Here is an 18,505-nt window from a genome sequence, read left to right on the forward strand (position 1 = left end):
CGCAGCGTCAGAGCCGGGTGATTCCCGCGAAGGTCAGGCCACGGTGGGCGGCCAGCCGCGCGCCCTCGCCCTCGATTCGCGCGGCTGTGCTGCGGGCGAGCGGTTCGAGCTCCTCCAGGCGCACGCTGAGCGAACGGCCCGTCGCCCGCGGACGCCACAGCGCGATCGCTGTGCCGTCGGCCACGACGACGCCGGGCCGTCCCAGGGTGGGCCACACCCGCTTGCGCAGGGCTGCGTCCGAGATCAGCAGCTCACGGTCCTTGAGCTGGAGGAAGGGGTCGTAGGGGCCGAGCAGTCGGAGCGCGCCCGACTCCCCGTGCTCATGCGCGCCCGATGCGCCGGCCTGGTCGGTCGGCTCCGCGGTGACCTGGGGCCAGCGCCGGGTGACCTCGGCGACCGGGGCGTCGAGATAGGCGGCCGCGTGCTTGGGGCCGGCGTAGGGGTAGAACCGGCGGAAGCTCGCCAGGACGTCGCGCGGGCCAGCGGGTGGTTGATCCCCTTCCTGTTCGGGGGGCGCGAGCGGGAAGGGATCTAGGTGCCACCCGGGGATCGGTCGCAGCGTCGGGGGAGAGGTGCCGGGCACCAGGTCGAGCCCGGCCTGCAGGGCGGCCAGGCGGAACGGCATCTCGAAGGTATGGGTCGCGTGGCAGGGCGCGCACCAGCGCAGGTACGGGGCGGGGAGCAGGGGGGTGAGCCGGCTGGAGACCTCGCCCTTGGGCATGGGCTCGGTGACGATCTCGTGGAGATGACTGGCGACGGTCCGCAGGGCGTCGAGCACGTCGATCCCTGCGGCGCGCAGGGGTTTGGCGGCGCCATAGATCCGCCTGGCGGCATCGGGCTCGCTGAACGGGGACACCCCGCAGGCTACGGCCGCGAGGTCGGCCCTGCGGTAGGTGTGGGGTGCCCCGCGCAGGGTCCAGGCCAACGCGAGGCCGGCGTCTTCCTCCCCGCCGCGCCCGACCGGCAGGGCCCGGTTGGTCAGGGCCCACGCGGCGCCGTCCGCACCTGTGTCCTGCACCCCGAGGTCGAGGATCGGGGCGTGCGCGACGGCAATCCGCAGGTCCGCGGGGACCGGCTCGTGGCTGCTCCTGGCCGAGGCGAGACCCTGGGCAACCCAGCGTTCGTGCAGTGCGTCGGTCGGGCGCCCGACCCAGCCGGATCCGGCTGGGTGGAGGTCATGGCCGCTCCTTATCGGAACTGCGACGGATCGGAACTGTGACGGATCAGAACTGCGACGGATCAGAACTGCGACGGATCAGAACTGCGACGGATCAGAACTGCGACGGATCAGAACTGTGACGAGCGGGGATGTCAGGACGAGGCGCGGGGCACCAGGACGGGGGCCAGGATGATGTGCCCGTCCTTCTCGACGACGGGCACGGAATCGCCCGCCTGGGCGACGAAGTCGTCCTTGTCGAGGAAGCCGAGGCTCACGAGCAGCTCGTCCGTGGCGTACCTCGCCATCCGCACGACCGGGTTGCTGATCGTGGTCAGGGCGGGCACCGAGCCTTCAGCGACGCCGAGGTCGTCGTAGCCGATGACGGCGACGTCCTCGGGCACGGATCGGCCGTGCTTGGCGAGCACCCGAAGCACCCCCATGGCCATGAGGTCAGAGGCGGCAAAGACGGCGTCGACGGTCGGGTCGAGGGCCAGGATCGTCTCCATGGCCTGGACACCGGAGACGGTCGTGAAGTCACCGCGGGCGAGCGGCCCCTCGGCCATCCCCGCCTCGGTCAGCGCCTGGCGCCAACCGGCGAGGCGGTCCTCACCGGCGGCCATGTCCGAGGGACCGCCGACGTGGGCGATGTTCGTGCGGCCCTGGGCGATCAGATGGTTCGTGGCGAGAAAGCCTCCGGCGACGTTGTCGACGTCGACGAAGCGCAGGCCGGGGAAGTCTCGGAACGGGCGGCCCACGAAGACAGCGGGGATCCTGGAGTCCTCGATCGCGCCCTCGAGGTCGTCGCGGCGGTGGTGGGACACGACGATCGCGCCGTCGACGTGGCCGTTGCGCAGGTAGCGGGAGATTCGCCCGGGAGTCTCGTCCGGCTGGGCGAAGAGCAGCACCAGCTGCAGGTCCCAGTCCCGCAGCGCGGAGTTGATGCCGCGCACGGTGGCGGCGAAGAACGGGTCGGTCAGCACACGTTCGTCGGGCTCGGGCACCACCAGGGCGATCGAGTTGGTGCGGCGGGTGACGAGGGAGCGGGCCGCGCGGTTGGGGACGTACCCGAGCCGGGCGATCGCGTCGTCCACCGCCTGCTGGGCCTCGGGGGAGACGCGTGAGCCGCCGTTGATCGCGCGCGACGCCGTAGACCGTGACACACCGGCCGCATGCGCGACCTCCTCCAATGTGGGAGCTTGCTGGCCCATCATGTCTCCTCTCGGCCGCGCCACTGCGGCCGACGACGTTTCCTGGCTAGTTTTGGAACATGAGTGGGTCGCGGATTGATGCTAGTGCCCACAATGCTGTCGGCGCACCAGGAGCCTTGGAAGCCGACAGGCAGCGGCGAAATCCGGCTAGACATGAGCGTGAGTGCGCCCCGCCGATGCGACTGCTTCATCCGGGGCGCAGTTGCGGCTGCGCCCCGGACGAGTCCTTCGAGACCGATCAGGTCATCGAGGGATGGTGTGGGGAGAACTACCCCTTGACGGCGCCCGCCATGATGCCGGCAACCAGGTGGCGCCCGGCGAAGGCGAACACGACGACGAGCGGCAGGGTCGACAGCAGCACGCCGGCCATCACGAGCGAGAAGTCAGTGAAGTAGTTTGAGTTGAGCAACTGCATGACCATCGGCAGGGTTGGGTTCTTGCTGCCCAGGATGATGAATGGCCAGAAGAAGGCCGTCCAGCTCCCGATGAAGGTGAACAGGGCCAGCATCGCCGCCGCAGGACGGGCCGCCGGCATGGCGATGTGCCAGAACGTGCGGATCATAGAAGCGCCGTCGACCCTGGCGGCCTCGATGAGTTCGTAGGGCAGTGCCCCCTCGAGGTACTGGGTCATCCAAAACACGCCGAAGGCGGTGACCATGCCGGGCACGATCACGGCGATGATCTTGCCGGACCAGCCGATCTCCGACATGACGATGAAGAGCGGAACGATGCCGAGCTGGGACGGGATGGCCATCGTCGCGATGACGAAGACGAGCAGCGGACCGCGGCCCCGGAAACGGAGCTTAGCGAAGGAGTAACCAGCCAGGGTCGAGAAGATGACCACAGTGATGGACTGGACGACCGCGATGGTCAGGGAGTTGATGAAGCCCTTGACCAGCGGGATGTTCGAGTCGAAGACGCGGCTGAAGTTCGTGAACAGGTTGCCCTGGGGGAGAAGACCGGGGATCGGGTTGCGCACGATCGTCAGCGAGTCCGAGGACGCGAGCTGGATCACGTAGTACAAGGGGTATGCGGAGATAAGTAGCACGATCACGAGAATCACGTACGTGACCCAGCCGGGCCGACGATCCGGGCCAGCGAGCTTGGCCTTGCGGCGCTTGGCTGCGGACCGTGCGGCGCCCTTGCCTGCGGTCTGGGCGATGACGGGGATGGAGCTCATCGCGTCCTCCGGTTGTTTGAGTTGCGGGACTTGCTCTTCTTGACCTTGATGTCACCGGAGGTGGCGATCCTCGTCGTGATGAGGAAGTTGATCAGCCCGATGATGACGATGATGAGGAAAAGGAGGAGCGCGACGGCTGAGGCTCGTCCGAAGCTCTTCTGGTTGCCCCAGCCGAGCTCGTAGAGGTACATCGTCACGGTCATCCACTGCCGGCTCGCACCGCCGTCGCCGCCGGAGCTGAACATGCGCGGCTCGTCGAAGATCTGCAGTCCACCGATCGTGGACGTGATGATCACGAAGATGAGGGTGGGACGCAACTGCGGGATGGTGATCGAGAAGAACTGGCGCAGGCGACCGGCGCCGTCAAGAATTGCGGCCTCGTAGAGGTCGCGGGGGATGGCCTGCATCGCGGCGAGGAAGATCAGGGTGTTGTACCCGGTCCAGCGGAAGTTGACCATCGTGGAGATCGCGAAGTGGCTGGGCAGGATGTCGACGTGCCAGCGGACCGGATCGAGGCCGATGTGGGTGAGGACGGCGTTGATGAGGCCGGACTCGTCCGCGAAGAGCTTGCCGAAGATGAGTCCGACGGCCACCGGGGCCACGACGTAGGGCAGCAGCACGCCCATCCGCCAGAAGGTCTTGGCACGGAGGTTCGCTGAGAGCACCGCGGCCAGGATGATCGCCATGACGACCTGCGGCACGGAGGAGAGCAGGAAGATCGAGAAGGTGTTGCGCAGCGCCTTCCAGAAGCTCGGCGAGTGGAGGACCGCGTCGAAGTTGTCGAAGCCGACGAACGCGCGCTTGCCGGCGATCAGGTGCCAGTCGAAGAGCGAGACGTAGCCGGTGTAGATCAGGGGGAAGAGCCCAGTGATCGCGAAGAGGATGAAGAACGGTGAGATGTAGAGGTACGGCGAGAGCTTTACATCCCACCTGCCAACTTTCTGGCTGAAGGCGATCCGTCGAGGGATTCGGTCTTCATCGCTTGATGGCTTTGGTGGGGACAGGACGGCCATGGGGTTCCTTCGGCGATGTGCGGGCGGGCCTGCACGGGTGAGCAAGGTGGTGATGTGGACGGACGGGCGCTGCCGGAAGGTTGTGCCTTCCGGCAGCGCCCGTCGTTGTCATCCGGGCGGTGTCAGCCGACCCGTTGCGTTTCTCAGAAGCCGAGCTCGCCGAAGTTGGTCAGCGCCAGGTTCCAAGAGTCGTCGGCCTTGCCGCCGTCGATGTCCACGCGGTTGAGGGCATCCATGACAATCTGCTGGATCGCGAAGTAGTTCAGGCCCTTGAACGGCGGGGTCGCGCTGATCTGGTTGGCGCGGTTGGAGAAGATCTGGCCGACAGGAGCGTCAGCGAAGAACTCGTTCGTGGCGTCCTTGACCTGCGGAAGAGCCTGAGCCTCGATCTGGCTGGGGAAGGTGCCGGCGGAGGCGAAGGCCTTGGCCTGCTGCTCCGGGGCGGTCAGCCAGGTCGCGAGCTTGGCGGCCTCGGCGGTGTTCTTGCCGGTCGAGGGGACCGTGAGGAATGATCCGCCCCAGTTGCCACCGCCGCCGGGGAAGACGTCAGCAACGTTCCATCCGTCAACGCCGTCGGCGTTGCCCGAGATGACCGAGGTCATCCACGGCGGGCACGGCATCGTGGCGAAGGCGTTGCTCTGGAAGCCTGCGGCCCAGTCGTCGCCCCACATGCCGAGGCGGGCGGACAGGTCGACCGACTCCGTGAGGATGGTGTCGTACATGCCCTTGATGACGGTGTTCGAAGCGAGGTCCGTGGGCTCACCCGTGGACGCGTTCTCATACGCTGCGGGGAGCTGGCCGATCTGGCTCTGCATGATGGCGACCGCGGAGTCGAACCAGGCCGAGTCAGAGTTGGCGACGAACTGGTGGCCGACCTCGAAGTACTTCTCCCAGGTGGCGTCCTTACCGCCGAGCAGCTCGGCGACCCCCTCGCGGTCGGAAGGCAGGCCAGCAGCCTCGAAGAGGTCTGCGCGGTAGCAGATGGCCTCCGGGCCGATGTCCGTGCCGAGGCCGATGAGCTTGCCGTCGGCGGTACCCTGGGCTTCCTTCCACGGCACGTAGCGGCCCGTGACGTCGGGGCCCGCGAGGTCTTCGAAGCTGTCGGCGATCTCGGAGAGCTCAGGCATCCAGTCGACCTCGATGGCCTCGACGTCGGCCAGTCCGTCGCCGCCAGCCGCGAGGCGCGTGGTGAGGTTCGTGCGAGCGTCGCCGGACAGTGCCGCGACGGTCTGTTCGACCTTGATGCCGGGGTTGGCGTCCTCGTACTCCTTCAGGAGCTCGGGGGTGTAGCCGAACTGGTTAAAGGTCGCGACCGTCAGCGTGATGTTGCCGTCGGCCCCCTTCGACGCCTCGGGCGTTTTCTCGGTGCCGTCGCTCGAGCAGGCAGAGAGGGTCAGTGCGAAGATCGACGCGCCGGCTACAACGGTTGCCATGCGGCGGGTACGGATGATGCTGGTCATTCGAGGACTCCTTTGTCGACGTGCGGCTTCTGCGCCGTTCGTGTCTGTCGTGAGGATCTCGAGCCATCTCGTGGGAGGTGCTCGTCAATACGTGCGTGGTCACACTCTCCCAGATATCTGGAAGCGCTCCCATGCGCCATTAACGATCTTGGTGGGAGCGGTTCCACCTGTCAAGCAAGCCTGATCTGTCGAAGGGTGTTCGTGGGGGCGTCATTTGCATAACTGCAGGTCAGGGCGTTGTGCGCTGGGAGCCGTATGCGAAATCGTTACGTTGGGCCCGGTGCCCGGGGAGCGGAAGCCGGTTCAGGACGGTTCTTGACCCGCCAGCCACACCGTTGCGTAGGCGGCTTCCTGGGTCAGTGCGCTGCGGATCGCTTCCGTGGCGGCCGCCTCGATGCTCGCCCCGAAGATCGGGATCGGGGACTTGACCTCGCCCGTGTAGGTCATGCGTGATCCATCCGCGGTGGGGACCAGGAGGATCGATCCGGTCAGTCGGACGGGGGCCCCGGTGATCTCGACCGACACCGTGCCGTGGCGTTGGCCCTGGGGGCCGTCCATCGGTTCGGCCCATGCCTCGGTCTGGCGGATCTCGAGCTCGTTGCCCACGAATGAGCGCACCTGAGGCGGGATCTGGTCGCTCGCGATGGTGCGGCGCACCGACGACGTGAAGCTGCCGTCGGGACCGGGTGTCACATCGACCTGGACCACGCGGGAGCCGACGTGCTCGGCCTTGAGCCGGATGAACTCGACGTCATTGACCAGCCGCACGACTGCGTCCGTCGGTACGGGAAATTGAAGGTCAATGCTCGCGCGCATCGTGGAAGTCTCCTTGGCGGGTGTCAGGTGTCCTGAGCCTACCGAACACGGTCTCTTCGCGTCGTCCGCGTAGGCTTCGTCTGTGTCGACCATGAGCAACCTTGTGTCCAAGTACGGCCTGCTGGAACCCGCCGACGCCGAATGGCTGCACCTCCTCATCGGGGACTGGCAACTCATCTCCGATCTAGCCTTCGCCGACCTCGTGCTGTGGCTGCCCATGCCAGACGGCGCGTTCATCGCGGTCGCCCAGTGCCGGCCGAGCACGGGCGCGACCGTGCACTACGACGACATCGTCGGGTCCTTCGCCCCGGAGGGCCTGCTTCCTCAGCTCGAACGGGCCCTCGTGGAGGAGAGCACGCAGCGTTCCCGGGAGCCGCGCTGGTTCGGGACGTACGCGGTGCGCGAGGAGACGGTCCCGGTCGTCCGCGCCGGCCGGGCGATCGCCGTCGTCGCGCGCCAGACGAACCTGGGCAGCGGGCGCACCCCGAGCCGGCTCGAGCTCAACTATGTCGAGGCCGCCGACGACCTGATGAACATGGTCGCCACCGGCGACTTCCCTTCGCCCGACGGCGCGACCGGACCGCGGCGCGGCGCGCCCCGGGTCGGTGACGGCCTCATCAGGCTCAACTCCGAGGGCGAGGTCCTCTACGCGAGCCCGAACGCGCTGAGCTGTTTCCATCGTCTCGGTGTGATCGGCGCGCTCGTCGGCGAGTCCCTCATCGAGGTCGCGACCGCGCTCATCGAGCACAAGGCACCGGTCGACGAGTCCATGCCGCTGGTCGTCATGGGTCGTGCGCCGTGGCGCACCGAGATCGATTCCAAGGGCGTGTGCCTGTCGATCCGCTCGGTCCCGCTCACCGAGCACGGGCGGCGCATCGGTGCGGTGCTCATGTGCCGGGACGTCTCCGAGCTGCGCCGACGTGAGCGCGAGCTCATCACCAAGGACGCGACGATCCGGGAGATCCACCACCGGGTGAAGAACAACCTGCAGACGGTTGCCGCACTGCTGCGCCTCCAGGCGCGACGGATGACGGTGCCCGAGGCCAAGGAGGCGCTCGAGGAGGCGATGCGGCGGGTCGCCACGATCGCACTGGTGCACGACAGCCTGTCCCAGACCCTCGACGAAGAGGTCGAGTTCGACACGATGGTGGGACGCGCGCTGCGCCTCGCGGCCGACGTCGCATCCGCCGGGGTAAGCGTGCGGACCGTGCAGAGCGGGTCGTTCGGCCTGGTTCCCGCCCAGGACGCCACCGCGCTGGCGCTCGTGCTGACCGAGCTGGTGACCAACGCCGTCGAGCACGGGCTGTCCAAGTCGGGCGGCGGGACAGTCGAGATTCACGCCCTGCGCGACGGCAAGCACCTGCGTGTGACCGTGGCCGACGACGGCGTCGGCATGAGCGAGGGCAAAGGCCCCTCGGGCGGGCTGGGGACTCAGATTGTGCGGACCCTGGTGACCAACGAGCTCCAGGGCGAGATCGAGTGGGCGGCCCGCGACGCCGGCGGGACGATCGTCACTGTCTCAGTCACCCTCCGAGGCGTCACCGCCTGACACTCCCCGCCTAGCCTTCCCCGCCTAGCCCGCCCCGCTGAGTGCGGTCAAATGGCTGCCTGATGTCCGGTTTGGGCAGCCAAACAACCGCACTCAGCGGAGATGTTCGGCGTCGGGCATGCAAGTCGAGCATGCAAGTCGAGCATGCAAAAGAGCCCGGTCCCTCTCGGGGCCGGGCTCTTTTGCGCGCTGGGCGCGAGTTGTGCTGGGGTGCTTCAGCTGGCGCGGCGGGCGCGGGCGGTGCGGCGCTTGAGGGCGCGGCGCTCGTCCTCGGACAGGCCACCCCAGACGCCAGCATCCTGGCCAGACTCGATGGCCCACTTGAGGCAGGTATCGACTACGTCGCAGCGACGGCAGACAGCCTTGGCCTCATCGATCTGAAGGATCGCCGGACCAGTGTTCCCGATCGGGAAGAACAGCTCGGGGTCTTCGTCGAGGCAGGCTGCGCGGTGACGCCAATCCATGGGATCTCCTAGGCAGGGTGGAGTCAGCCCTGTGAAGGGGATCTGGCTCAGTGGGGGGCTTGTAACTGCTGGTAACTAGTTCACACCTCAATGAGCCACGGCACAAGGGTTACGGGAAGGTTTCTATTGTGTGACGACTGAGTCCTTGGTCACACTATTGGTCGAACGCGACTCTGGAGTGAGTTATAAGCACGCCCCGACGCCCCGCGTCAAGGGCTGAATGGTGCCAATCTTGTGATTGTGATGAAGTTTTCAACCGGTTGGTTCCGGGGCGTCGCGTGGCGGGTCCCCTCCGAGTGTCCTCAGCGGCATCCAGCGTCCGTTATTGTCGAAGTCATCTATGGCTAGCAACGATCGCGACCCCGCCGCACCGCCCCCCGCGCCCGCCCCCGGTCGTGCGCAGACGTGGCTCGCCCGGTGGAAGCCGCTGAGCGTCTGGATCACCTCGTGCGCGCTGGCGCTCGAGGCGCTGGTGCTGGTTGTCCTGGTCGTCGTCGGGCTGATCGACCTCCTCGGCGGTTCTGACCGGGTCGTCTCCGTTGCGCTCGCCCTGGTTGTGAGTGCGGCGCTGGGGGCCTGGCTGCTGCTCGCCTGCGCCGTGGGCCTGGGTGCAGGGCGCCCGTGGGTCCGCGGGCCCACGGTCACCGTCCAGGTGCTGGCCGTCCTCGTCGGGATCAGCTTCATCCAGGGAGGCGCCGCAGTGCTCGGTGGCGTCCTCGTGGTGGTGGGTGGGGCCACCCTCGTGGGGCTCCTGAGCCCGCCGGTGTCTCACTACACGGGACGAACGACCTTCTCCTTCCACCAGGACTGACTACCGAGGCCCGGTGGGCTCCGACTCGTCGATCACCTGGACGAACGTCGACGTCGATCCGTCCACGAGGACGCCGCGTCCCGGCCGGTGCATCTCCGGCTCGACGTGCCAGCCGAGGTCAGACCCGAAGATCTCCGAGCTCCCCGGCACCCCAGGGGTGAGCACCAGGCCATAGCGAGCCGCGCGCAGGTCTGCCAGGGCGCCGCGGAAGGCACCAGCGGCCGCGACGGTCGTTGCCGAGGCAACGAGCACGACGGCGTCCTCCGCACCGCCCTCGCTGCCCGCTCCGCCCGCTCCGCCCGCTCCGCCCGCTCCGCCGTCGGCGAGGGCGCACAGAGCATCCAGCGCCGTGGGGCACGAGAGGGAGAACGTGTCGAGGTCGTCGATGACAAGACGAAGCGGCCGGAGCGGTCGGTGCCCGGCCCGGGCCGTCAGACGCGCATGCACGTCGTCGACGAACCGGTCGGCTGCCGCTGGTGTCAGACGGCTCAGGACCGGGACGTCTCCCAGTGCGCGAGCACGGTCGGCCAGCCGGGCATCCCGGCTGATCACCCCGAGGATCGAGTCGCCGGAACCGGAACCGGAACCGGTGCTGGGACCGTCCGCGTCGCTCGGTGCGCTCAGCAGCCGGGCGAGCACAGCGGTGCGTCCTGAACCGTGCGGACCGCAGACCAGGAAGCTATGGGAGACGCGCACCCACAGCGGGCCCGCGTCGTCTCCGCCACGACCGAGCAGCACCAGCCCGGGTGCCGGGGCAGCTGCCTCCATCGTTCGCGCCTGGAATGGCACCTCCACGATCCGAGTCCGCCGCGCAGACCGCGAAGACCACACCGATCCCGTACCTGCGCCCCCACCAACGCCCGCGTCCATCCATGGACTCGCGAGGCCGGGACCACCGAGGCCGGGACCACCGAGCCCGGGTTCCGCGAGCCCCGTGCCCGCGGCATGCCCCACGCTCTCGGCGACGGCGACCTGGCAGAGCAGCGGCGTCGGGCCGGTGACCAGGACGGCGCGTCCAGGCCCTCCGCCCAGGCCGGCCAGCACCGAGGGGATCCCGAGGAAGGCATCCTCGTGCTTGTCCCCGCCGCAGAAGATCAACCGGTGCCGGATCAGCGCAGCGAGCGCTGACGTCGGCACGGCCGCACCGGACAGCGCAAAGGCGATTCCGCGGGACGGCCCCTCGCGCAACACCGACAAGAACAGGTCCAGGCCCGCGCCACGGTGCAGCGAGCTCATCGCCTGGAGCAGGTCCTCGAGGCCGTCGACGACGACCACGTGCCGGATGGGTCCGCGCCCCTCGGACGCGCCCTCGTCCGCGGCCGCGGCCGCGTCCGTCGACATGAGCACCGTCAGGAGCCTGGCCACCCGGCGCGGGTCCCATCGGTCTGCGACGGTCCCCAGGTGCGGATCGGCCGCGTCGAAGCCGGTCGTCAGGGCCGCCGACCCCAGCAGGTGCACGGTGTGCCCGGCCGCAAGCGCCGCGCGGGCAACGGTGCGCAGCGCACACGTGCGCCCCGACCCAGCGCGGCCCAGGACCAGCAGGTGCCCGTCGCCGGGAGCCCATCCGAAGGAGCGGTGCTGCTGGTCCTGCGGGTGGTCGGCGAGCCCCAGCAGGAGCACGGAGGACGGGGAACCAGCTGTGTCCAGGTCCTCCCACCGGATCCGGGTGGGCAGCGCGGGGGTCCACGGCACGCGCGGCTGGCCGATCCCTAGCTGGGCGGCCACCTGGACCGCGTGGGAGACGAGGGCGGCGACCGGGTCGGCGGCCGCGGGTCTCGCGTCCCCGGCCCGCACCTCGCCCGCGCACCTCATGAGCGAGCGAGTCACGCGGCTGCCCACGGCCACCCCGGCCGTCCCCTCCGCCAGCCCCGCCGCCCTCGCCGCGCCCCCGGCCTCGTCCGGCGAGCACGCGTCGTCGGCCGCCCCGTCCCGCGGGGAGTGCCACACCCTGGGCCCCGACCGCGTCGTCAGGCCGCCCGCGAAGTAGGTCTGGAGCTCCTCCGGAGGCCCCAGGCCGCGCCGCACGACCGCCCGGCCGGGGAGGTCCGCGGGGATCCACGCGGCGTCTGGCGCGTCGATCACGTCCTGAGAGTCCGCCACCCCGGCGACCCGCAGGGCGATCCGCAGCGAGATGTTCGCACGCATGTCCCCCGTGATCGCGCCGCTGGGTCGCTGGGTCGCGAGGACCAGGTGGATGCCGAGGGACCGCCCCTGCGCGGCGATCCGGACCAGGCCCGGGATGAAGTCGGGGTGGTCGTCGGCCATGGCGCGGAACTCGTCGACGACGATCAGCAGCCGGGGCAACGCCCCCTCTCCGCCCCGCCGCGCGCGGTAGGTCGCGAGGTCACCGGCGCCTACGCCGGCGAAGAGCCGTTCGCGCCGGCGCAGCTCGGCCCGCAGCCCGGTCAGGGCGCGCTCGGCCGCCCCTGGGTCGAGGTCGGTCACCTGCCCGACGACGTGCGGCAGCCGCGCGCACTCCCCGAAGCTCGCCCCGCCCTTGTAATCGACGAGCGCCACGGTCAGGTCATCCGGGGAGTGGGCGAGCGCGAGGGTGAGGACGAGCGTCTGGAGCAGCTCGGACTTCCCGGAGCCGGTCGTCCCGGCCACGAGGGCGTGCGGACCGTCGCGCAACAGATCGATGGTCACCGCCTCCCCTCCGTGCCCGACGCCGATCCGCGCCTCGAGCGTCTCGTTCGCCCGGGCGGTGCCCCCGGCCGCCCTCGCCCGGGCCGGTCCATGAGAGTTCTCACGCCACCGGCGTTCCACCTCCCAGATCCCTGGGACCTCGATGAGTGCGGCGCGGCGGGGGAGGTGAAGACCGTGGGTGCGGTCGGCGGCATTCGATCCGGACGCCGCAGCGGTGAGAGCTGCTCCGGCGCGGCGCGGGAGATGGTTCCACCGTCCGCGCTGGCTCAGTGCCGCGACCCGGCGTGCGTACGAGTCGAGCCAGCCTGGGGCGACCCCGTCGAAAGTGGTGACCTCCTCGGCGGTGCCAGGCGAGGACCACACCACGCGCGCTCCCCAGGGGTCAGTGCTCACAGTACCCCCGGCACCCCCAGCACCACCGCCGACCTCGATCACAGCCCGGGCCGCGCACCAGGACGGCACCGATGCGACGTCGGCGACCAGCACGATGAGCGCGGCATGCTCGGCGTGGGTTGCATGCCAGGCACCCAGGCGGGTGACCAGCGGACCGAGCGTGAGGCAGTCCACGACGAGCAGCCCGCCCGGACCCGCCTCGAGCGACAGGTCAGGGGACGGCGCGCGGATCCGGGCCTGCGGGAGCCAGCGCGCCCAGGCCCACGCCTCCCGTCGGGACGCATCGCACAGGACTGTCACGGTCTCCCCGCGACCGCCCGCGTGCAACGAGACGAGCATCCGCGCGGCCAGCGCCGCCCCCTGTGCCCGGGGGCCGACGATGGCGAGGCACCCGTCTGAGAGGTCGCCCGGCAGTGCCGGGTTTCGACCGGCGAGGGGCGGCGGTGACCCGGCGACGACGGGCGGCACGGGGCCAGGCAAGGCGGCACAGGCCGCGGCCGCAGTGAGCAGGTCCGCGGGAGGCACACCGGCGCGCAGGGCGGCCCGTCCCCACGGGCTGTCCCACGAGCCCTGGAGCGTGGTGTCTTGCCCGGCCGCGCGCCGCGACCCGTGACCGGTCGGCGAGTGTGCGGCGGCAGTCTCCTTCCCGCCGAGGCGCCCGCGCCGGCGCCGGGCCAGCAGTGGCCCGAGGATCATCAAAGGAGCGGTGAGGGCCATGATCGCGAAGAGCGGATTGTGCAGGACGATCGCGAGCGTGATCGAGCCGATCGCGGGAATCATGCCCGCAAGGAGGGTGCCGGTCATCGGGCGGGTGCCCGCGGCGAGCGCAGGTGGGCCACCGTCGTCGGGTTCGAGTGCCGCGAGCACGGCCGAGTACGTGCGCTCAGCCAGGACGGGCTGGTCCCGCAGCTCGACCATGACGGTCGGGGCCAGATGCTCGGGCTTCGTCCCATCCTGAATGGTCAGCAGGTGTCCTTGCCGCCAACGACGCCACGGGGACCGCGGCCACCGGACCCGAGGCGGCCACTGCGACAGGCACCCGCCGCGCCCGACCTCGTTGACCCGACCGGTCGGGCTGGTCAGGCTCACCCGGCGGCGGCATCCGTCGCGCCTGTGCCTCCCGTCCGCCTGCCCGCGGTCCGCCCGACGACGGTCCGCCCGCCCGCGGTCCGCGTGGCCGCGCTCCACCTGACCACGATCTGCCCGCCCGCGCCTCATCCGCCTACGGTCCGCGCGAACCGCGACACGCACCCCGCCCCGCCGGTCTCGCCTCACCCGCAGCCGGACGCCGAGCGCATCGACCGTCCCACTCACCTCGAGCGGGAGCAGATCACCCGCGCGCCGGCCGGCGAGTACCGCGAGGTGGACGGGCGCTGCCAGGGCGCGCTCCGGCGTCGGGCAGGGGGTCGGGGTGGTGCGCAGGACGGCTCCGGCGAGGAGCGGGGGATGGCCGACGACGTGGTGATCGTCGAGGCGGCGGTCGTCGACGTAGAGCGGTGCGTGGACGAGTTCGGGGCGGCCGGTGCAGGCGGCGAGCTCGGCGCGCAGCTCGCCGAGCGGACGGGCAAGGGCGAGATGGACGTCCTGGCCCGGGTGCATCGTGACGGGCACGCCGTCGAGGTCCGCGGGTGGAGCGAGGGGCGCGGGGGAGAAGGCGGCGGGCGCGCCGGATGAAGGTCCTGGTGACGCGGCGGGTGACGCGGCCGACGCGGCCGACGCGGCTCCGGACCCAGCCGCGGGTGGCGTGGCGGGGTCGGGCAGCGGGATGGGCAGGAGGGATCGCACCCTGCGAGCCTGCCCTGCACGCGTCGGGAACGACCGAGGGCCCGTGGCCCGCCGGGGACATCCCGACGATCCACAGACCCTCGAACCGCGCGTTCTGACCACGACCGACCCACAAGGTTTCACCCCCGATCACCCGCCACCCAGCCCGCCCTTCCGGTCCCCGTCCGGTCCCCGTTCTCCCATCCGTAGGTGCACGAATTCCGCCCTGTCCTCAGGAAAAACGAGGCGGATTCCGTGCACCTATGGCCGGAGCTGGGTGGCTGGGGACCGGGCAGGCGGCCGGCCGGGTTGCCCGGCCGGAGCTGGGGCAGGCGGCTAGCAGGAGTCCGGCCGGCCGGGCCGGGCGAACTCGACGCCTACTCGACCGCGAGCGCCTCGACCGGGGACGTCCTGGCCGCGCTGCGGGCGGGCAGCACCGAGGCCAGCAGCCCGGCCGCGATGGCGATCGCCACGACGAGGACGAGGTCGCGCCACGGGACCGTCAGCCGGACGCCCGCGAAGGACCCCAGGACGACCGTGGACCCGATCCAGCCGTAGACCAGGCCGAGCAGGACACCCAGGACCGCGCCCACCCCGGCGATGAGCGTGCCCTCGATTGCTAGCGTCGTGCGCAGCTGACGCCGGCTCAGCCCGATGGCCCGCAGGGTGGCCGACTCGCGCCGGCGTTCCAGGACCGACAGGGACAGGGTGTTCGCCACCCCGATCAGCGCGATGACCACCGCGATCCCGAGCAGCCCGATGATGACGGCCAGGATCGTGTCGATCACCTGCTGCATCGCGGCCCGCTCCATCGCCGCACCGGTCAGTGCTGCCGGCGTCTGGGACATCGTGTCCCGGATGTCGGCGACGATGGCGGAGGCATCGGAGGGGTCGGTGATCTTGAGCCACACCCCGTTGACCACGGCCGCGCCGTCGAGCTCGCGACCGACCGCGGGCGTCGCGATGATGTTGTCGGAGCCGATGTTAGCCACCACGACGTTGACCGTGACGGTTCCGTCGACGCCGGCGAGCTGCAGCGTCGACCCCGAGTCGAGGTGGTAGGCGCTCGCGACGAAGAGGCCGACGACCACGGTCTGGTCGTCGAGGCCGTCGAAGAGGCCATCCGGGTTGACCGCCGCGGCGGCGGCGGCCGGGTCCACGGCGTTGACGACCACGTCCTGGGAGGTCGAGTCGTCGGGCCAGGTGACCGTGACGTTCGTGCCGGAGAGCTGCGCCATGGCGGCGACGCCGGAGACCTTGGACAGGTCCTCGATCAGTGCGGGGGTCAGGCCCGTTGCGGGGTCCGTCCCGTCATCGGGCGCGGAGCTGATCACCCCGGCGTCGATCGCCACGTCGAAGGGATACTGCTCGTCGAGGGTCGTGGCGAGGGAGTTGCGGGCGGTGGCCGCGCCGACGGACATCATCGCCACGAGCGTCACCCCGATGAGCAGCGCGGTGGACGTCGCAGCCGTCCGGCGCGGGTTGCGCACCGTGTTGGCGGCCGCGAGCTGGGCGCTCGCACCGAACCGGCTGAGCAGGCGGGCGATGCCCGCGACGATCTTCGGGACCCAGAACACCGCTCCGAGCAGCACGCCCACGAAGGACGCGGCGCCGCCGAGCATGGCGGTCATCAGACCGAACTCGACCGAGGACGACGCCGAGAGCCCAAGACCGATCGCCATCAGGGCGCCCCCGCCGACGACGAGCAGGAGCGAGAAGATCAGCCGGACCTTGCTCGAGGACTTCGACAGCCCGTCCAGCTCGGCCGGGCGCAGGGCAGCGAGCGGGGCGACCCTGGTCGCGGCGCGTGCCGGGACCAGGCTGGCCAGCACGGTGACGAGGGTGCCGACCGCGAGCGGCCACACCACGGACGCGACCGTGATGGTGATCGACCGCGGGATGGGGATGTCGAGGTCGACCCGCTGCAGGGCGAGGACCGTGATCTGCACGAGCAGCGCGCCGAGCGCGAAGCCGATCGCCGAGGCGATCACGCCCAGCAGTGACGCCTCGAGCAGGACGGATGAGCGAAGCTGCCGCTTGCTCGCACCCACGCAGCGCAGCAGGGCGAGGGTGCGGGTGCGTTGGGCGACGATGACCTGGAAGGTGTTCGCGATCACCAGGGCCGCGACGAGCAGCGCGATCGCGGCGAAGGCGAGGATCGTCATGGTGAAGACGTCCTCATCGTTGGTCAGCGCGGTGACGGATGCGGCCGCGGCCTCGTCCTTGGTCAGCACGGTGAAGCCCAGTTGGCCGATCGTGGACTCCAGGTCAGCGCGCACGCTCTCCACGTCCGCGCCGTCCTCGAGCGCGACGGTCGCCTCCCGGAACTGGACGTCGCCGCCGAAGTCGAAGGATATCCGCGTCTGGATGGCGTCATCAGTGAGCAGGCCGGCCCCCCCGGTCATCGAGAACGCGCCGTTGGGGTCGTCGACGAGACCGGTCACGACGAGCGTCACCTTCGTCTCCTCCCACTCCCACTCGTCCTCGCTCCCGGCGCCGGGGACCACGACGGTCACGGTCTGCGTGACCGTGCCACCGACCGTGGTGCCCAGCCTGGCCACGACGTCGGCGGGCAGGGCGATCTCGTCCGGACTGCTGGGAAGGGCGCCCTCGGTGACCGCGAGCGGCTGCAGGGACGGGTCGGAACCCACCCCGATGACGGTCTGGTAGACGGACTTGCCCCCCTGGCCGAGCACGACGTAGGTCGACGCCACGGGGTCGGCGGCGCGGACGCCGTCGGTCAGCCGGATGGTGGTCAGATCCCCCTGCGTGAGCGGGGAGCCGTACCCGGCTGCGTCCGGGTCGGAGGTGGGCCGCACGATGAGCGCGGCGTCGGCGAAGCTCGCCGCGACCGAGTCGTAGCTGGACCGTTTGAGGACCTCCCCGGCGAGCAGGGTGGCCGCGACGAAGGCTGTCCCGATGACGATCGCGATGCCCGCGGCCGTCAGCCGGCCGAGGCTGCGTCGCATCTGGGCGAGTGTGAGGCCAAACATCAGACGCTCACCTGCGCGGTCGCGCCGGTCGCAGTCGCGCCCGTCGCGCCCGTCGCGCCCGTCGTGCCCGTCGCGCCCGGACCGGTCGCGCCCGTGTCGGCCGTCGTCTCAAAAGTCCGCAGCGCGTCCAGCCCGGCCAGGACAGACTCGGGGGTCGGGTTGGCGATGTCCCCGGCGATCCGGCCGTCGGCGATGAGCACGACGCGGTCGGCGTAGGCGGCCGCGGCGGGGTCGTGGGTGACCATGATGATGGTGCGCCCGAGCTCACGGACCGAGCGGCGCAGGAAGCTCAGCACCTCGGCCCCCGAGCGGGTGTCCAGGTTCCCGGTGGGCTCGTCGGCGAAGACGACCTCCGGGCGGGCGATGAGCGCCCGTGCGATCGCGACCCGCTGCTGCTGCCCACCGGACAGCTCGGCCGGGCGGTGGGAGAGCCGCTCGCCCAGGCCGAGGGTTGTGACCAGGGTGGCCAGCCATTCCTTGGTGTCGGCGTCGATCTTCACCCCGGCCAGGGTTAGGGGGAGGGTGATGTTCTGCTCCGCGGTGAACATCGGCAGCAGGTTGAAGGACTGGAAGACGAAGCCGACGCGGTCCCGGCGCAGCGTGGTCAGCTGGTTGTCGTCGAGCTTGGTCACGTCGGTGCTGCCGATGAAGGCCTCGCCCGACGACGCGGTGTCGAGGCCTGCGAGCAGGTGCATGAGCGTCGACTTGCCCGATCCGGAGGGCCCCATGATCGCGGTGAACTGCCCCGCGGCGAAGTCGACGTCGACGCCGTCGAGCGCCCGGACCATGCCCTCGCCGTGGCCGTACAGCTTGGTCAGGGACCGAGCCCGCACGGCGGGCGTCGAGGTCTCGGGTACGGGCGGCGGGGTCTGGTACACGGTGGTGTCCACGAATTCTCCAAGTACGGCGGGGAACAAGAAATGGTCGCCGAGGCCCGGGTAGACCCAGGTCCTCAGCGCATGACCCACGCTAGTGAGAGCGGCCGGGAGCCGGCGTCGGGCTGGGGGTGGGTCTTGCCCGCCGTCAATGTCATCCCGCAGGGGGAGACG

General features: G+C 70.3%; 13 protein-coding genes. 3 read left to right on the forward strand and 10 right to left on the reverse strand.

The window, feature by feature from the left end; all coding sequences use genetic code 11:
• Positions 1 to 7 precede the first annotated feature (7 nt).
• The 6 genes from BLQ50_RS11280 to BLQ50_RS11305 form a co-directional block, all read right to left on the reverse strand.
• Positions 8 to 1,018 carry a DNA glycosylase AlkZ-like family protein gene (locus BLQ50_RS11280; protein WP_175559107.1) on the reverse strand — a complete coding sequence of 337 codons (1,011 nt, stop codon included), beginning with the start codon at positions 1,016 to 1,018 and terminating at the stop codon, positions 8 to 10.
• A gap of 293 nt (positions 1,019 to 1,311) precedes the next feature.
• Positions 1,312 to 2,367 carry a LacI family DNA-binding transcriptional regulator gene (locus BLQ50_RS11285; protein ID WP_093183730.1) on the reverse strand — a complete coding sequence of 352 codons (1,056 nt, stop codon included), beginning with the start codon at positions 2,365 to 2,367 and terminating at the stop codon, positions 1,312 to 1,314.
• A gap of 268 nt (positions 2,368 to 2,635) precedes the next feature.
• Positions 2,636 to 3,547 (reverse strand): carbohydrate ABC transporter permease, encoded by a 912-nt coding sequence (locus BLQ50_RS11290; protein ID WP_093183731.1) that lies wholly within the window; start codon positions 3,545 to 3,547, stop codon positions 2,636 to 2,638.
• On the reverse strand, positions 3,544 to 4,560 hold the full coding sequence (locus tag BLQ50_RS11295; RefSeq protein WP_093183733.1) for a carbohydrate ABC transporter permease: 1,017 nt from the start codon (positions 4,558 to 4,560) through the stop codon (positions 3,544 to 3,546). Before BLQ50_RS11295 ends, BLQ50_RS11290 begins: the two co-directional genes overlap by 4 nt.
• 143 nt (positions 4,561 to 4,703) lie before the next feature.
• A complete protein-coding gene (locus BLQ50_RS11300) occupies positions 4,704 to 6,020 on the reverse strand; it encodes an ABC transporter substrate-binding protein (protein WP_093183735.1) in 1,317 nt (438 codons plus the stop codon).
• Positions 6,021 to 6,323: 303 nt separating this feature from the next.
• On the reverse strand, positions 6,324 to 6,836 hold the full coding sequence (locus tag BLQ50_RS11305) for a DUF2505 domain-containing protein (protein ID WP_175559108.1): 513 nt from the start codon (positions 6,834 to 6,836) through the stop codon (positions 6,324 to 6,326).
• Positions 6,837 to 6,927: 91 nt separating this feature from the next.
• Between BLQ50_RS11305 and BLQ50_RS11310 the strand changes: the two genes are divergently transcribed.
• A complete protein-coding gene (locus BLQ50_RS11310) occupies positions 6,928 to 8,385 on the forward strand; it encodes a sensor histidine kinase (RefSeq protein ID WP_093183736.1) in 1,458 nt (485 codons plus the stop codon).
• Between the two features lie 215 nt (positions 8,386 to 8,600).
• Here BLQ50_RS11310 and BLQ50_RS11315 read toward each other — a convergent pair whose 3' ends face one another.
• On the reverse strand, positions 8,601 to 8,849 hold the full coding sequence (locus BLQ50_RS11315) for a WhiB family transcriptional regulator (protein WP_093183738.1): 249 nt from the start codon (positions 8,847 to 8,849) through the stop codon (positions 8,601 to 8,603).
• A gap of 340 nt (positions 8,850 to 9,189) precedes the next feature.
• Here BLQ50_RS11315 and BLQ50_RS11320 point away from each other — a divergent pair, with 340 nt between their 5' ends.
• Positions 9,190 to 9,660, forward strand: a complete 471-nt coding sequence (locus BLQ50_RS11320) for a hypothetical protein (protein ID WP_093183739.1) — start codon at positions 9,190 to 9,192, stop codon at positions 9,658 to 9,660.
• Here BLQ50_RS11320 and BLQ50_RS11325 read toward each other — a convergent pair whose 3' ends face one another.
• The gene (locus BLQ50_RS11325) at positions 9,661 to 13,788 is read right to left on the reverse strand and encodes an FtsK/SpoIIIE domain-containing protein (RefSeq protein WP_217629157.1); all 4,128 of its coding nucleotides are present in this window, start codon (positions 13,786 to 13,788) and stop codon (positions 9,661 to 9,663) included. It lies immediately after the preceding gene.
• Positions 13,789 to 13,812: 24 nt separating this feature from the next.
• Between BLQ50_RS11325 and BLQ50_RS18650 the strand changes: the two genes are divergently transcribed.
• Positions 13,813 to 14,373: a hypothetical protein gene (locus tag BLQ50_RS18650; RefSeq protein WP_175559098.1), complete on the forward strand. Its 561-nt coding sequence runs from the start codon at positions 13,813 to 13,815 to the stop codon at positions 14,371 to 14,373.
• 467 nt (positions 14,374 to 14,840) lie between these two features.
• Here BLQ50_RS18650 and BLQ50_RS11335 read toward each other — a convergent pair whose 3' ends face one another.
• Complete coding sequence (locus tag BLQ50_RS11335) at positions 14,841 to 17,456, reverse strand: FtsX-like permease family protein (RefSeq protein ID WP_093183744.1); 2,616 nt, start codon at positions 17,454 to 17,456, stop codon at positions 14,841 to 14,843.
• Positions 17,456 to 18,346, reverse strand: coding sequence for an ABC transporter ATP-binding protein (locus BLQ50_RS11340; protein WP_245701125.1), 891 nt, complete (start codon positions 18,344 to 18,346; stop codon positions 17,456 to 17,458). Before BLQ50_RS11340 ends, BLQ50_RS11335 begins: the two co-directional genes overlap by 1 nt.
• Positions 18,347 to 18,505 lie beyond the last annotated feature (159 nt).

The sequence above is a fragment of the Sanguibacter gelidistatuariae genome, from assembly GCF_900096585.1.
Classification (GTDB): Bacteria; Actinomycetota; Actinomycetes; order Actinomycetales; family Cellulomonadaceae; genus Sanguibacter; species Sanguibacter gelidistatuariae.

Coding starts and splice junctions, on each gene's coding strand:
- BLQ50_RS11285 (WP_093183730.1), bottom strand. CDS start 2,367: ATGGGCCAGCAAGCTCCCACATTGGAGGAGGTCGCGCATGCGGCCGGT.
- BLQ50_RS11290 (WP_093183731.1), bottom strand. CDS start 3,547: ATGAGCTCCATCCCCGTCATCGCCCAGACCGCAGGCAAGGGCGCCGCA.
- BLQ50_RS11295 (WP_093183733.1), bottom strand. CDS start 4,560: ATGGCCGTCCTGTCCCCACCAAAGCCATCAAGCGATGAAGACCGAATC.
- BLQ50_RS11300 (WP_093183735.1), bottom strand. CDS start 6,020: ATGACCAGCATCATCCGTACCCGCCGCATGGCAACCGTTGTAGCCGGC.
- BLQ50_RS11305 (WP_175559108.1), bottom strand. CDS start 6,836: ATGCGCGCGAGCATTGACCTTCAATTTCCCGTACCGACGGACGCAGTC.
- BLQ50_RS11310 (WP_093183736.1), top strand. CDS start 6,928: ATGAGCAACCTTGTGTCCAAGTACGGCCTGCTGGAACCCGCCGACGCC.
- BLQ50_RS11315 (WP_093183738.1), bottom strand. CDS start 8,849: ATGGATTGGCGTCACCGCGCAGCCTGCCTCGACGAAGACCCCGAGCTG.
- BLQ50_RS11320 (WP_093183739.1), top strand. CDS start 9,190: ATGGCTAGCAACGATCGCGACCCCGCCGCACCGCCCCCCGCGCCCGCC.
- BLQ50_RS11335 (WP_093183744.1), bottom strand. CDS start 17,456: ATGTTTGGCCTCACACTCGCCCAGATGCGACGCAGCCTCGGCCGGCTG.